Origin of the sequence: Streptomyces sp. XM4193 (assembly GCF_023072595.1) — a bacterium.
GTDB lineage: Bacteria > Actinomycetota > Actinomycetes > Streptomycetales > Streptomycetaceae > Streptomyces.
Genome location: NZ_JALLGK010000001.1, coordinates 811,539 through 824,891 on the forward strand (window position 1 = coordinate 811,539; position 13,353 = coordinate 824,891).

10 protein-coding genes are annotated in these 13,353 nt (G+C 72.2%); all 10 read right to left on the reverse strand.

What is annotated here, in order from left to right; all coding sequences use genetic code 11:
• Window positions 1–154: 154 nt before the first annotated feature.
• The 10 genes from MTQ01_RS03475 to MTQ01_RS03520 all read right to left on the reverse strand — a co-directional run bounded on the left by MTQ01_RS03475 (window position 155) and on the right by MTQ01_RS03520 (window position 13,328).
• Window positions 155–418, reverse strand: coding sequence for an acyl carrier protein (locus MTQ01_RS03475; RefSeq protein ID WP_247486780.1), 264 nt, complete (start codon window positions 416–418; stop codon window positions 155–157).
• A gap of 150 nt (window positions 419–568) precedes the next feature.
• A complete protein-coding gene (locus tag MTQ01_RS03480) occupies window positions 569–2,272 on the reverse strand; it encodes an NAD(P)/FAD-dependent oxidoreductase (RefSeq protein WP_247486781.1) in 1,704 nt (567 codons plus the stop codon).
• A gap of 91 nt (window positions 2,273–2,363) precedes the next feature.
• Window positions 2,364–3,086 (reverse strand): 2-hydroxychromene-2-carboxylate isomerase, encoded by a 723-nt coding sequence (locus tag MTQ01_RS03485; RefSeq protein ID WP_211040602.1) that lies wholly within the window; start codon window positions 3,084–3,086, stop codon window positions 2,364–2,366.
• A 25-nt stretch (window positions 3,087–3,111) separates the two neighbouring features.
• On the reverse strand, window positions 3,112–4,113 hold the full coding sequence (locus MTQ01_RS03490) for a thioesterase family protein (protein WP_247486782.1): 1,002 nt from the start codon (window positions 4,111–4,113) through the stop codon (window positions 3,112–3,114).
• 16 nt (window positions 4,114–4,129) lie between these two features.
• Entirely contained in the window at window positions 4,130–4,924 is a 795-nt protein-coding gene (locus MTQ01_RS03495; RefSeq protein ID WP_247486783.1) for an alpha/beta fold hydrolase, read from the reverse strand.
• A 343-nt stretch (window positions 4,925–5,267) separates the two neighbouring features.
• A complete protein-coding gene (locus MTQ01_RS03500) occupies window positions 5,268–6,575 on the reverse strand; it encodes an NAD(P)/FAD-dependent oxidoreductase (RefSeq protein ID WP_247486784.1) in 1,308 nt (435 codons plus the stop codon).
• Complete coding sequence (locus tag MTQ01_RS03505; protein WP_247486785.1) at window positions 6,575–8,407, reverse strand: non-ribosomal peptide synthetase; 1,833 nt, start codon at window positions 8,405–8,407, stop codon at window positions 6,575–6,577. The genes MTQ01_RS03500 and MTQ01_RS03505 overlap by 1 nt, the downstream gene beginning before the upstream one ends.
• A gap of 50 nt (window positions 8,408–8,457) precedes the next feature.
• Window positions 8,458–11,649: an amino acid adenylation domain-containing protein gene (locus MTQ01_RS03510; RefSeq protein WP_247486786.1), complete on the reverse strand. Its 3,192-nt coding sequence runs from the start codon at window positions 11,647–11,649 to the stop codon at window positions 8,458–8,460.
• 29 nt (window positions 11,650–11,678) lie between these two features.
• Window positions 11,679–12,503, reverse strand: a complete 825-nt coding sequence (locus MTQ01_RS03515; protein ID WP_247486787.1) for an SDR family oxidoreductase — start codon at window positions 12,501–12,503, stop codon at window positions 11,679–11,681.
• Window positions 12,504–12,626: 123 nt separating this feature from the next.
• Complete coding sequence (locus MTQ01_RS03520) at window positions 12,627–13,328, reverse strand: thioesterase II family protein (protein ID WP_247486788.1); 702 nt, start codon at window positions 13,326–13,328, stop codon at window positions 12,627–12,629.
• Window positions 13,329–13,353 lie beyond the last annotated feature (25 nt).

The window sequence follows — 13,353 nt, forward strand, 5'->3', positions numbered from 1 at the left end:
AGAAATGTTCACAGACATAAATCTCCCTCGGTACGGCCTGGTCGACTCGGACGGGGCCGGGAATGGAACGCCGATCTGCGGCCTCCTGGGAAGCCGCTTCCGGAGGGCCGGCGGTCAGCCGCCGGCCCTCCGAAGGTGCGGTCCAGCCGTGCGCTTACGCGCCGGCGGCGATCGCCTCCCCGACAACGGCGTAGACGCCGTCGAGGTTGACCATGCGCTCCAGCTCGGTCTGGTCGATCGTGATCTTGAACTCCTTCTCGAGACCGGCCAGGATCTCGATGGCGCGCAGCGAGTCGGCGCCGTGGTCCTCCTTGAAGAGGCTGTCGTTGCTGACCTCGTCCTCTTCGAGCTCCAGGACGTCGCAGACGAGCTCCTTGATGCGGGCCTGGGCGTCGGCGTCGATGGCGGAGGTGGTCATGTTGATCTCTCTTTCTCTGTGCTGTGCGGGTGTGGTCGGACTGGGTGGGGAGCGGTGGAGATCCGGTGGGAACTCCGGGTGCTCCCCGGGTGGTTGGTCTTCGGTGGTGCTGTGGCGGACCGGCGGACGCGACCGGCGGACCGCCGTCCGCTAGCCGGTCGTGCCGGCGAGGGTTTCCAGGCGGGACGGCTTCCTGGTAGTCCGTCGGACGCTGCCGCGGCAGACGTCCCTGGGGTCCCAGCCGTCCGTGCGCTCGGGCAGCAGGTCCGCGTCGCCGTAGACGGTGCCGCCGCGGGCGGAGGCGAGCAGCGGCTCGCCGAGGATGTCGGCGGCGCAGGAGATGCCGCCGAGCATGACGCCGGCGATGCCGTTGCCCGACTGGGTGCTGGCGCCGACGACGTGCAGTCCGTCGATGCTGGTGGCGGTGCCCGGACGGGCCGTGCCGCCCCACTCGGCCATGCCGAAGGGGGTGCCGCCGGTGGAGAGGGTGTACCGCTCGTGGGTGAGCGGGGTCGCCGCCTCCAGGTGGGTGATGTGGTCGCGCAGCGGGCCCAGGGCCTTCTCCGCGGCCCGCAGGGTGGACTCGATCAACTCCTGCTTGCGGCGCAGGTAGATCGGGTTGCGCCGGTAGGACGGGTCGCTCGCGGGGCCCTCGTCCACGCCCCACCAGGCGTAGTCCGGCGGGCAGAGCGTCATCACCTGGAGGTTGGCGTGTCCGGGCGGGCACAGCGCGCGGTTGTGCGGGTCCTTGAGCGAGGCGAACGAGCAGAAGAGGAAGGGGACTTCACCGGTCTCGCCGGCGCCGGCCTGCTCGAAGTAGCCGTCGATGTCGTCGGTGTCGTACCACCACAGGTTGGCGTTGGGCCGCTCGGAGAGGTCCTTGTCCAGGCCGAGGTAGAGCACCAGCCAGGGCATGCCCATCCGGGCGTTCTCGGTGCGCCTGACGACCGACTTGGAGAAGTGCTCGGAGCCGACCAGCTCCAGCACGGTGCGCGGGTAGTCGGCGTTGGAGACGACCAGGCCGCTCCTGATCAGCTCGCCGTTCTCCAGCCCGACGCCGGTGACGGCGCCGTTGTCCACCAGCACCCGGCTCACCCGGCTGCGGGTGCGCACCTCGCCGCCGTGGGCCTCGATCACCTCGACCAGTCCGGCCGAGAGGACCTGGCCGCCGCCGGCCGGGAAGTAGGCGCCGCGCAGGTAGTGGTCGGTGACGCTGGTGTGCCGCGCGACCGTCGCCTGCTGCGGGGTCAGACCGTAGTTGGGGGCCTGGGCCGCGAGGACCGTGCGGGCGCGGGAGGAGAGTCCGCAGTGCCGGAACAGGTCGTCCAGCGTGCGCCTGCCCCACTCGCGGATGGTGGTCGTACGACCCGCGATGTCTGCGGCCGACCACTCGTGCGCCTCGAACAGGGCCGAGCGCTGCTCCTCGCCGAGCGCCGAGCAGACGTCGACGAAGGTGTTCAGGCCCGCGGCCTCGTCCGGCATGGCCGCGGTCAGCCGCTGCCGGTACTCCTGCCAGCCGGCGGGCATGTCCACGGAGGCACCCGGTACGCGGATCTGGTCGAAGCCGCTCTGGTCCATCTCCAGGAACTCGACGCGCTTGTCGAGTCCGACGCCGGAGAGGATCGAGGGGATGACGCCGCCGGGCGCGCAGTCGCCGAGGTAGTGGACGCCGACGTCGAACTCGTAGCTCCGGCGCCGCCGGAAGACGTGGCTGTTGCCGCCGACGATCGAGAACTGCTCGAGCACCAGGACGCGCTTGCCCGCGGCGGCCAGGTAGGCAGCGGCGGTCAGTCCGCCGAGGCCGGCCCCGACCACGACGGCATCCCAGTCGGTGCCGTGCGCCTTGCTGTCCACTGTCTTCTCCTCGTTGCGTGCGCGGTGTTGGTGTGTCGGCGGTGCCGCCGGGGCGGCCGCGGTTCAGGCGCGGCCGCCCCGGCGGCGGTCGTCAGCCGCAGCCGCCGGCGTGGCCCTGGTCGCCGCCGACCGGGAACTGGTCGGCGTGCGTCGCCGGGTCCGGCGCCTTCTCGGCGGAGGCCGCCGGCGCCGCGGTGGCGCCGACCGACTTCACGAACTGCTCGACCCGGTCCACGCCCCAGAACTTGTCCCGGCCGTGGATGAAGAACGGCACACCGAACAGTCCGTCGTGCGCGGACTCGGCGAGCGTCTCGGCTCCCCGTCGACGCAGCTCCGGGTCCTTGTGGGCGTTGGCCAACACGTCGGCGTCCAGGCCCAGTTCGGTGGCGATCTCCGCCATGACCTCGGGCTCGGAGATGTTCCTGCCCTCCTGCCACCGGGCGCGGTGGGCGGCGGCGACGAAGTCCTTGCCGCGTCCCGCGTCCTCCGCCGCGAACCAGGCCAGGTGAGCGACCTCCCAGCACGGATCACGGTCGATCGGCCAGGTGATGTCGCTCAGGCCCCGCTCGGTGGCGAGCCTGCGCGTGTCCTGCAGGATGTAGAAGTTCTTCGCCCTGCTCATCGCGACGATGGGCAGCGTGACCCCTTCGTCGGCGAGCAGTCGCGTGGTCTCCTCGTCCGGCTCCCAGAACGGCAGCCATTCGATGCGGTCCAGAACCTCGGGGTGCTTGCTCATCAGGTCGCGGTAGGCGAACCAGGAATACGGGCTGCGGAGCGAGAAGTACCAACGCAGCTTGCGCGGGCGGGAAGCCATGAATCCTCCGGGCTGGTCGTCGGGGTCACTCGCCGCGCAGGGCGCGCAGGACCTCGTCGTCGAAGACGGCCATCTGCCACTCGGACTCCGGGGTCTCCTTGTGGCAGTAGCCGTGGGTGATCGAACCCGTGGCGGTCTTGACGAGCTTGCCGTCGCGCACGACGTAGAAGTCCATGCGGGAGGTGTAGAGCATGTCCTTGAAGATCGACTCCACCGTGTAGACGGTGTAGAGGTTCTCCTCCATCACCGTCTCGTCGGTGAACTGGATCTTGTTGCTGGTCACCACGGGGATCCAGCCGCGCTCGTCGAGCAGCCGCTTGATGCTGATGCCGCGCGAGGCGACGAAGAGGTGCTTGGCCTCTTCCATCTGGCGCAGGTAGCCCGACATCTGCATGCGCTCTGTGAAGTGGCAGTAGTAGTAGGGAACCTTCCACTTCCAGCCGACGGCGTTGGAGTCGCCGATGATCTCGGCCAGCACCGGGTCGGTGTCGGAGTTCTCACCGCGGTGGAACGCACCGGCGAAGTCGTCGACCTCGGTGGCGGCCAGCTCGGTGGGCTCGGCGGTGGCGAAGCGGTCGACCACGAAGCGCTCGAGCTCGGCCGGCAGCGGCTGGGCGTCGGGGATGGCCGGGTCGCGGCGGAGCAGCACGCGCAGCTTGGAGGAGACGGCCTTCTTGGTCTCGCCGTCGCGCTCCACGTAGGCCGCGGTCGCGAACACCATCTCGCGGTCGGTGTCCTTGGTCTTCGGGACGACCTCGATGCGGACGTCGTCGTCCAGGGTCAGCACCGTGTGCAGACGGGTGTCGACGCCGACCACGTCGAAGTTGACGCCGTGGGTCAGGTAGAGCTCGGTGGCGCCCAGGCCGACGGCCCGGAAGTGGTCGAGCACAGCTGCTTCGAGCAGGTAGTTGTCGCACTTGAAGCCGATCGCGGTGTTGATGTTGCCGCCCTCGTAGGAGGGGCGCATCGTCACCGAACTCGGCTCGTGCAGCAGCTTCTTGATTTCGACATCGGACAGGGTGGCCATCGGTGTTCTCCCGTACTCAGTTGACCGCCGCCGGGGTGTGCCCGGCCGACAGAGTGGTGAGGAATTGCTGGACGGCGAGCGAGAACCGCTCCGGGTGCTCGGCCATCGGTGTGTGCCCGCTGCCTTCGATCCGCTCGATCGAGGCGTTGCCGAGCCGCTCGGCGAGCAGCTCGCCCTCGGTGGGCGGCGCGATCGGGTCGCGATCGCCGATGACGATCTGGACGGGCAGGCCGACCAGTTCGACAGGAAGGAATGGGGTGCGCAGGTAGGTGTTGAGGTAGCGAACGACCCAGTGCGGGCCCAGCTGTGCGCACGAGTGCTCGGCCATCTCCGCCAGCAGGTCGGAGTCCAGCGGCTTGTGGGAAAGCAGTTGGATACCCTCGCCGGCGCCGAGTCGCAACCGGTCGAGGAATGTGGGCAGTTCGGGCCAGGAGAAATCGTCGGTCTGTTCGCGGAAGAACGGCGAAACCAGCACTGCGCCGCTGATGCCGAATTCTTCCCGCGGGTCCGCGCCGCGCGCCACTGTTTCGGCGAGCAGAGTGAGAAGCAGAACAGATGCGTAGGAATGGGCGACGACGATGTCGGGCCCGCCGGGTATCTGCCGGATCGCCTCGCGTATCCAGTGGGTCTCGTCGCCCTCGGGCACCGCGGGCGGGCCGCCCGCGCGCCAGGGCAGGGCGGCGGTCCACACTTCGAGGGACGGCGGCCGGTGCGCGAGGAACGTGTCCCAGCTCCGGGTGCTGCTGCCGAGGCCGTGCAGCAGCAGTGCGCGGTGTTCCGCATTCGCGGACGCGCAATGCTGTCGAAGCACGAGCGGCTCGACATCACCGTATCGGAGCACCGGTTATCCCTTTCCGAGGAAATCGGACAGCAGAAGGTATTGCCAGTCAGTGCCGGCATTCCTTTCCCCGGCAGGGCGTGACGCTAGCAACCAATCGCTTGTCGACCCATGTCGGGCCGCTGATTTTGCAGCGACATGCAGCCCGTTGCGGGGCGTCCCGTCCCGTGTATTACGCATGAATCAACAATGCCGGAGCGGCGGAGAGGGCCGGGGGTACGGAAGCGGCGTCCACGTCTGTGGTGAAAAGCCGCCCCGCACCATCGATGATCCCGGAAAACGAGCGTGCCGAAAGAGCCGTTTCAGCAAGCTGCTACTACAAATTCTTCCAATTGGCCACGACGTCGACGCCGCTGTCCGGGGCGGCGAGCGCGCGCCGGGCGGTCATGAGGGCCTTGGGCCAGTTCACGGTGAGTGCTGCCGCGAGCCGCGAACCGCGGTGGTAGGCGACGGCGAAGCGCCGACGGGGGCCCTCCGAACGCACCACCGTGACCTCGTCGTCCGCCTCCGGGCGGCCGAGCAGAGTGATCTTTCCGCCGTACTGGTCGCTCCAGACGAAGAACTGGTGCCGGTGCGGCTGGGGTTCCTCGCCGGCGATCGCGCGCGCCACGAGGTCGGCCTGCTCGACCGCGTTGGTCCAGTGCTCGGTGCGCAGATGCGCTCCGACCTGCGGATCCAGGCTCCGGGCGACGTCGCCGACGGCGTACACCGTGCGGTCGGCGTCGACCGCGCAGAACTCGTCGCACCGCACGCCGCCGTCCTCGGTGAGCGGCAGCCCGGAGTCGGCCAGCCAGCCGGTGCTCGGTGCCACCCCGATGCCGACCACGACCGCGTCCGCGGGCAGCGTCCTGCCGTCGGCCAACTCCACGCCGGTCACGGAGCGTTCACCCAGCAGCGCCTCGACCGGGGTGCCGCAGAGCAGCCGAGTGCCGTTGTCGCGGTGCAGCAGGGCGAGTTCGGCCGCGACGTCGTGACCGAGAAGAGCTGCCAACGGAGCGGACATCCCCTCCACTACTGTCACCTTCATGCCACGTGCGCGCGCGGTCGACGCCACCTCGGCGCCGACGAAGCCGCCGCCGACGACGACGAGTCGGCCGGAGCCGTACCGGTCGAGGTCGGCGCGCAGCGCACGGCAGTCCGCGAGCGTGCGCAGCAGGTGCACGCCGCCGAGCGGCATCTGCGGCAGGGCGCGGGGGGCGGCGCCGCAGGCCAGCACGAGCCGGTCGTACGCCAGCTCCTCGCCGGAGTCCAGGCGCAGCAGCCGGGCGCCGGTGTCCAGCGAGGCGGCCGCGGCCACATGGCGCCGCACCCGCCAGTCGTCGGGGTTGCCGAGCGTGGCGCGGTCCTCGCTCCAGTCGCCGCTGAGGAGTTGCTTGGACAGCGGCGGCCGGTCGTAGGGGGCGTCCGGGTCCGGATCGACCAGATCGATGGAGCCCCGGTAGCCCGCGGCGCGCAGCTCGGCGGCGACCCGGGCCCCGGCGACCGAGGCCCCGACGATCACCGTCCGCAGATCGGTCGCGCCGGTGCCGGTCGCGCCGGCGTCGGCGGGCGCGTGCTCGGCGGTGTCGGACGCGCCGGACGTGGCGGCGGTGGCGTCCGCTTGCGGGGCGGGGGCGTCGGGCATCAGAGCGCTCCGTCCGTGACGAGGCCGCCCTGGGCCGCGGCGTGCGCGACGAGCGCGCGCGGGGTGCGCAGCTCCAGCACGTCGCGCAGGCCGAAGGTCCAGCCCGCCTTGCGCGCCTTGGTGGCCAGCCGGGCCGCCCGGAGGCTGTCGCCGCCGTTGCGGAAGAAGTCGTCGTCCAGACGGACCGGGTCGATGCCGAGGACCTCGGCGAACAGGGCGCACAGCGCGGACTCGGCCTCAGTGGAGGGGAGTTCACCGGCCGAGGTGTCGGCCGCGGGGCCGTCCTGGCCGGTGTGCTCCTGCTCCGGCTGCGGCTCGGGGAGCGCGTCCTTGTCCAGCTTGCCGTTGGAGGTGAGCGGAAGCGCCGCGACGACCGTGACGGTGGAGGGGACCATGTAGGCGGGGAGGGTGCGGGAGAGGTCCGCGCGCACCTCGGCGGTGAAGCCCGCGCCGGCCGTCGCCCCCTCCTCCAGCACCGCGTAGCCCGCCAGGTACCTGTCTCCGGCACGGTCCTCGCGAGCGATCACGGCCGCCTGGGCGATGCCGGGGCCGGCCGCCAACGCCGAGGTGACCTCGCCCAGTTCTATGCGGTAGCCGCGGATCTTGACCTGGTCGTCGGTGCGGCCCAGGTACTCCAGGAGGCCGTCCGGGCGGAGCCGGACGACATCGCCGGTGCGGTACATCCGGTCGCCCGCGGTGGTGGCCCCGGTGCCGGCGGCGCCGGCGAAGGGGTTGGCCACGAAGCGGTCGGAGGTCAGCCCCGGACGGCCCAGATAGCCGCGGGCGACCTGGCCGCCCGCGATGTACAGCTCGCCGACGGTGCCCTCCGGGACCGGACGCAGGGCCTCGTCCAGCACGTAGAGCTCGGTGTCGGGAGTGGCGGTGCCGATCGGGGTGGCGCCGGGCTCGATCGCGTCGTCCGGGCCGATGCGGAATACGCAGCAGCCCACGGTGGCCTCGGTGGGGCCGTACTCGTTGACGACCGCCGCGCCGGGGTGGACCTCGCGCCAGCGCTCGACCACGTCGCCGATCAACATCTCGCCGCCCACGACCAGTTCGTCGGTGGGCGACAGAGCGCTCGGCAGCGCGGTGAGAATCGGCAGATGGGACGGGGTCGCCTTGACGAACCCCTGCCTCTCCGGGGCCTGCTCGCCGGCCGCCGGCTCCCGGTCCAGCGCCGCGACGGTGACACAGCCGCCCAGCAGCAGCGGCCCGTACAGCGCGGTGACGGTGAGGTCGAAGGCCACCGGGGAGTGCAGCAGCGCGCCCTTGGCCAGGCCCGGGTACTCCTCGCAGGCGAACGCCAGGTACCGGTGCAGGGTGTCGTGCTGGACGGTGACGCCCTTGGGCCGGCCGGTGGAGCCCGAGGTGTAGATGACGTACGCCAGGTTCGCCGCGGTCAGCGGGGCGAGGCGGTCGGCGTCGGTGGGGTCGTGCTCCGGCCCGCCGGCGGCGAGCGCCGAGGCGACGGTCAGGGTCGTCAGGCCCGCGATGCCGGCCGCCCCGTCCGGCACCAGCATCAGGTCCAGCCCGGTGTCCCGGACGATGAACTCCCGCCGCTCGACGGGGCAGTCGCTGTCGATCGGAACATAGGCGGCCCCCGACTTCAGGATGCCGAGCAGCGCCACCACCAGCTCGGGGGAGCGGGGCAGCTGCACCCCCACCACGCACTCGGGGCCCACGCCGCGGGCTATCAGCCGGTGCGCCAGCAGGTTCGCCCGGCGGTTGAGCTCGGTGTAGTCCAGCTCCTGCCCGCCGGAGCGGACGGCCGGGGCGTGCGGCGTACGCGCCACCTGGAGCCGGAACAGGTCGGGGAGAGGCGATTGGGCCATCGTGGATTCCTATTCCTTCGGTACGAGCCGTCGCACGACGGCTCCGCAGGTCACTCGGCGCGGTCCGCAGCCAGTTGACGGATCGTCGGGCGCAGGTACAGCTCGCGCATCGCCACGGTGAAACCGCCGCCCCGGCGCCGCAGTGCCGCGCCCACCCGCATGGCGAGGAGCGAATTGCCGCCGTGGTCGAAGAAGTTGTCGTCGGGGCCGATCGGCACGCCGAGCACTTCCTGCCACACCTCCAGCAGCACGGACTCGAAGGTCTCCCCGGCCGGTTCGGCGCCGCCGTCCGCGGCAACGCCCGCCGTTGCGCCGGGTGTTGCGCCCGATGCGCCCGTGTCGCCGGCCGCGGTCGCGGCAGGGGCCGCGGGTACGGGCGCCGCGGCCGGCTTCGGCAGCCTGCGGGTGTCCAGCTTGCCGTTGGTGGTCAGCGGCATCCGCTCCAGCACGGTGACGGTGGAGGGCACCATGTACTCGGGCAGGAACCTGGCCGCGCGGCGGCGCACCGCGGCCGTGTCGTCCAGATCGTCGCCGGCCGGCACCACGTACGCGTCGAGCTGCGCGGTCGCGGGGTCGTCGGGGTCGCTCCGCCCGAGCACCACCACGGCCGCGGAGACCTGCGGGTCGTCCGCCAGCACCGCGCGGATCTCGTCCAGTTCGATGCGGAAGCCGCGCAGCTTGACCTGGCTGTCCAGCCGTCCCAGATGCTCGATCCGGCCGTCCGGCAGCATCCTGCCGCGGTCCCCGCTGCGGTACATCCGCTCACCGGTGCGCGGGTCGACCCGGAAGCGCTCCTCGGTGAGTTCGGGCTTGTTCAGATAGTGCGTGGCGACGCCCGTGCCACCGACCCAGATCTCGCCGGCGACGCCGATCGGCAGCGTCCGGCCCTCGGGGTCGGCGATCCGCACCCACCAGCCGGGCAGCGCGTGACCGACCGACTTGTCGCCGGTCAGGGCCTCGGCCCTGGTGACGGTCTGCGCGGTCACGTGCACGGTGGTCTCGGTGATGCCGTACATGTTGACCACCCGGCACCGGCTCTCCGGGTGCCGGTCGAACCAGGGCAGCAGGATGCGCGGTTCCAGCGCCTCGCCGCCGAAGACGACCAGCCGCACCGGCACCGGCTCGCCGCCGTCGCGCTCGACCTCCACCAGCTGGGAGAAGGCCGAAGGGGTCTGGCTGAGCACCGACACCCGTTCGCGCAGCAGGAGTTGGTGGAACTCCTCGGGCGAGCGGGAGGCCCAGTACGGCACGACGACCAGGGTGGCGCCGGTCAGCAGCGCGCCCCAGATCTCCCAGACGGAGAAGTCGAAGGCGCTGGAGTGGAACAGGGTCCAGACGTCGTCCGAGTCCAGCTCGAAGTCCTCGGTGGTGGCGGCCATCAGACCCAGCACGTTGCGGTGCGGGATGACCACGCCCTTGGGACGGCCGGTGGAGCCGGAGGTGTAGATGACGTACGCGGCGTCGTCCGGGCCGGTCGTCGAGCGCGGCGGCCCCTCGCAGCTCTCCGGCGCCAGCGCGGCCAGCTCCGCCGGGGAGACCACCCGCACCGACTCCCCGCCGGGGAAGTCCCGGTGGTCGGTGACGACGGTGGTCAGCCCGGCGTCGGTGGTGGTGTACGACAGGCGGTCGCTCGGATAGGCGGGGTCCATCGGCACGTAGGTCGCGCCCGCCTTGAGCACCGCGAGCAGCGAGACGATCAGCTCCGTGGAGCGCTCCAGGCAGACCCCGACCCGGTCGCCGTCGGCGACACCGAGTTCGCGCAGCGCGTGCGCGAGGCGGTCGGCGCGCCGGTCCAGCTCGCCGTAGCCGAGGGTCTCGTCCTCGAACCGGACGGCGACGGCGTCCGGAGCGCCGGCGGCGATCGTCGCGATGGCGGCGTCGATCCGGGTGGGGACCACCGGCCGCGCCTCGGCGTGCCGGCCGAGCGCGTGCACCCGGTCCAGCTCCTGGGCGGAGAGCAGTTCCAGCCGGTCGGTCGAGGTGTCCGGTTCGCGCAGCAGCGCCTCGTGGACGCGGCGCACGTGCGCGAGCAGCTGCTCGGCACTCGCGGGCGACAGGAGGCGGGGGTCGAAGTCGCAGCGCAGGAAGGGGCGTTGGCGCGTCATGTCGCGCACCACCGAGACCGTCACCGCGAACGGCGGCGCCTGGTACGGCACGTACTCGGCCGGTCGCACCCCCGGCAGCCCGGTGGCCGCGTTGCGGTCCGCGACGACCAGGCCGACACGGTCGGCGTCGTCGAGGTCGCCGCCGGCCGCGGTGATCTCCCGGCGCAGTGCCTCGGTGCGCCAGGCAGGCCCCGCCGCCGCTGCCTCGCGCATCTGCTTGTGGACGCTGCCGAGCGTCCGGGCGCCGTCGGCCGGCACCGGGACCAGTGCGACGCCGGCGGCCTCGGTCTCCGCGGGGTCGGCGGCGGCTCCCGGGTCGGCGTCGGAGTCCGTCACCAGCTGGGCGAGAACCGGGGCGCTCACCCCGTCGTAGCGCGCCAGCACCAGGCCGAGCGCGGCGGCCCAGCCTGCCGAGTCGGAGGCGGGATGTGCCTGGGAGAGCGCGAGTTCGCAGCTGCGGGCGGCTGCCGGCCCGTACGGGTCGCCCAGCCCCCAGTCCGGACGTCCGGCCGAGGAGCACTGCGCCAGCTCGGCGGCGAGCCGGGTCGGGTCGGGGTGCGCGGCGGCCGACGGCGCGGCGTCCGCGGCGGGTTCGGCCGTCTCCGCGCCGACCAGCAGCTCGATGACGCAGGCCCGCAGCGCGGCGACACCGAACCGTCGGCGGTGCGCCACCGCGACGAGGTCGGCGACCCCGTCCGCGTAGCGCAGCAGCACGACCCGCACCCGCGCGTCCTGACCGGCGGCGACCGGTCGCAGCAGCTCGCGGCCGCGGCGCTGCTGGGCCGCGGGCTCCTCCGAACCGCAGGGCACCTCCTCGGACCAGCCGGCCACCGAGGGGTGAGCGGCCATCCGGGCGGCCAACTGCCTTGCGGCAGCGCCCTGTCGGGCGTCGGCGCGGGGCAGGCGTACGGCGAGTGCGTGGCAGTCGGCGCCCGGCACCGGCAGGTTCCCGCCGGACTGCCCGGCGGTGCGCACGACAGTGCGTCCGGCGGCCGGCGCGGATGCGGCGTCCGCAGATGCGGCGGGGTGGCCGGACGGGGTGGCCGGTGCAAAGACGGATGCGGTGGCTGGTGCTGCGGCTGGATCGGTGGCGCGCTCCGCCGGTGCGGTGGCGGCGTCCTGCTCAGAGATCGACACGACTGGTCCCTTTGGCGTGATGGGGTGGCTCACCGGGCGGTGAAGCCGCCGTCGACGGTCAACACGGAGCCGGTCACTTGCCTGGACTCGTCCGAGACCAGCCAGACGGCGGCCTGGGCCACGTCCTCCGGCTCGATCAGCGCGTTCATCGGCTGCGACTGGACGAACGTCTCCTCGTGCTCGCCGACCGGCAGTTCCAGCGAACGGGCGATCTCGGCCAGCATCCGGCCCTCGGCCTGGCTGTCGTCCCGGATGGAGCCCGGGCACAGTGCGTTGACCCGCACCTTCAGCGGGGCGTAGTCCAGCGCGGTCGCCTTGGAGAGTCCGATCACGCCGTGCTTGGAGGCGGCGTAGCCGGCGAAGTGCCGGTAGCCGACCAGGCCCGCGGTGGAGGCCACGTTGACGATGCTGCCGGAGCGGCGGGCGGTCATCAGCGGGCCGACCAGGGAGGTCATGCGCCAGGCGCCCGACAGGTTGATGTCGATCATCACCTGCCACTCCTCCTCGGTGGTCTCGTGGGTGGTGCGGCCCGAAGGGGCCACGATGCCCGCGTTGTTGACCAGCGCGTCGATGGTGCCGAAGCGGGCGCACACCTCGTCGACGGCCGCGGAGAGCGCGGCGCGGTCGCGGATGTCGGCCTCGGCGGTGAGCACCGCCGCGCCCTCCGCGCGGCAGAGCTTCGCGGTGTGGTCGAGCTGGCTGGTGGTGCCGAGCGGGTAGGGCACTCCGGGGACGTCGCCGCAGACGTCGAGCAGGGCCAGGTCCGCGCCCTCCCGACTCATCGCCAGCGCGCAGGCGCGGCCGACACCGCGCGCGGCCCCCGTCACCAGGACGGTCTTACCTTGCAGACGCACCAGGACTCCTTCTCAACGGTTGTGGACTCTCCGCGAGGGGCCGGCACCACCCGTCCCCCACGACCGGGTTCCGGCGGGCCGGCCGCGGGGTGCGTCCCGCGACCGGCCCGCCGGAACGGCCGGTCAGCTCCCGACGGCGTCCGCCAGTACGCGGACCAGGCCCTCGGGGTTGTCGACCAGGTACATGTGGCCGCCCTCGACCTCCTCGAAGCGGAAGTCCCGGGAAGTGGCCTTGGACCACTCCATGGCCTGCTCGGTGGTGACCAGCGAGTCGGAGGTGCCGCGCACCGACACGATCGGGACCGCCAGCGGCTCGTCCGAACGCGCCGTGTAGCTCTCGTGCATCTCGACGTCCGCCCGCAGCGTGGGGAGCAGCAGCTCACGCATCTCCGGGTCCTCCAGCGCGTCGTGCCGGTAGCCGGCGAACTCCTTGACGCGGGCGAGGAACTGGTCGTCGTCCAGTCCGCTGGCGCCGTTCTCGCGGCGGGCCCACGGGCCGGGCGAACCGCTGATGACCAGCGCGGTCAGCCTGACGCCCTCGGTCGCGGCGAGCCGGCGGGCCAGCTCGTAGGAGAGCACCGCGCCCAGGCTGTGGCCGAAGAGCACCACGGAGTCCGCGCCCTTGACCCGCTCCAGGACCTCGGGCAGCAGCCCGTCGGCCGCGACCTCGACATCGGTGTACGGCTCCTCGGCGAACCGCTGCTCGCGGCCCGGGAGCTGGATGGCCGCGAGCTCGAACTTGCCCTCGCTCAGCGGGACGAAGGGACGGAACACCGAGGCGCCGGCCCCGGCGAACGGTACGGAGATGACGACCGCCTTGGACATGTGCAACTGCCTTTCTCTCGAGTGT

Bases quoted from the DNA above. Each gene is read 5' to 3' on its own strand.
- MTQ01_RS03475 (WP_247486780.1), bottom strand. From the start codon at position 418: ATGACCACCTCCGCCATCGACGCCGACGCCCAGGCCCGCATCAAGGAG.
- MTQ01_RS03485 (WP_211040602.1), bottom strand. From the start codon at position 3,086: ATGGCTTCCCGCCCGCGCAAGCTGCGTTGGTACTTCTCGCTCCGCAGC.
- MTQ01_RS03490 (WP_247486782.1), bottom strand. From the start codon at position 4,113: ATGGCCACCCTGTCCGATGTCGAAATCAAGAAGCTGCTGCACGAGCCG.
- MTQ01_RS03500 (WP_247486784.1), bottom strand. From the start codon at position 6,575: ATGCCCGACGCCCCCGCCCCGCAAGCGGACGCCACCGCCGCCACGTCC.
- MTQ01_RS03505 (WP_247486785.1), bottom strand. From the start codon at position 8,407: ATGGCCCAATCGCCTCTCCCCGACCTGTTCCGGCTCCAGGTGGCGCGT.
- MTQ01_RS03520 (WP_247486788.1), bottom strand. From the start codon at position 13,328: ATGTCCAAGGCGGTCGTCATCTCCGTACCGTTCGCCGGGGCCGGCGCC.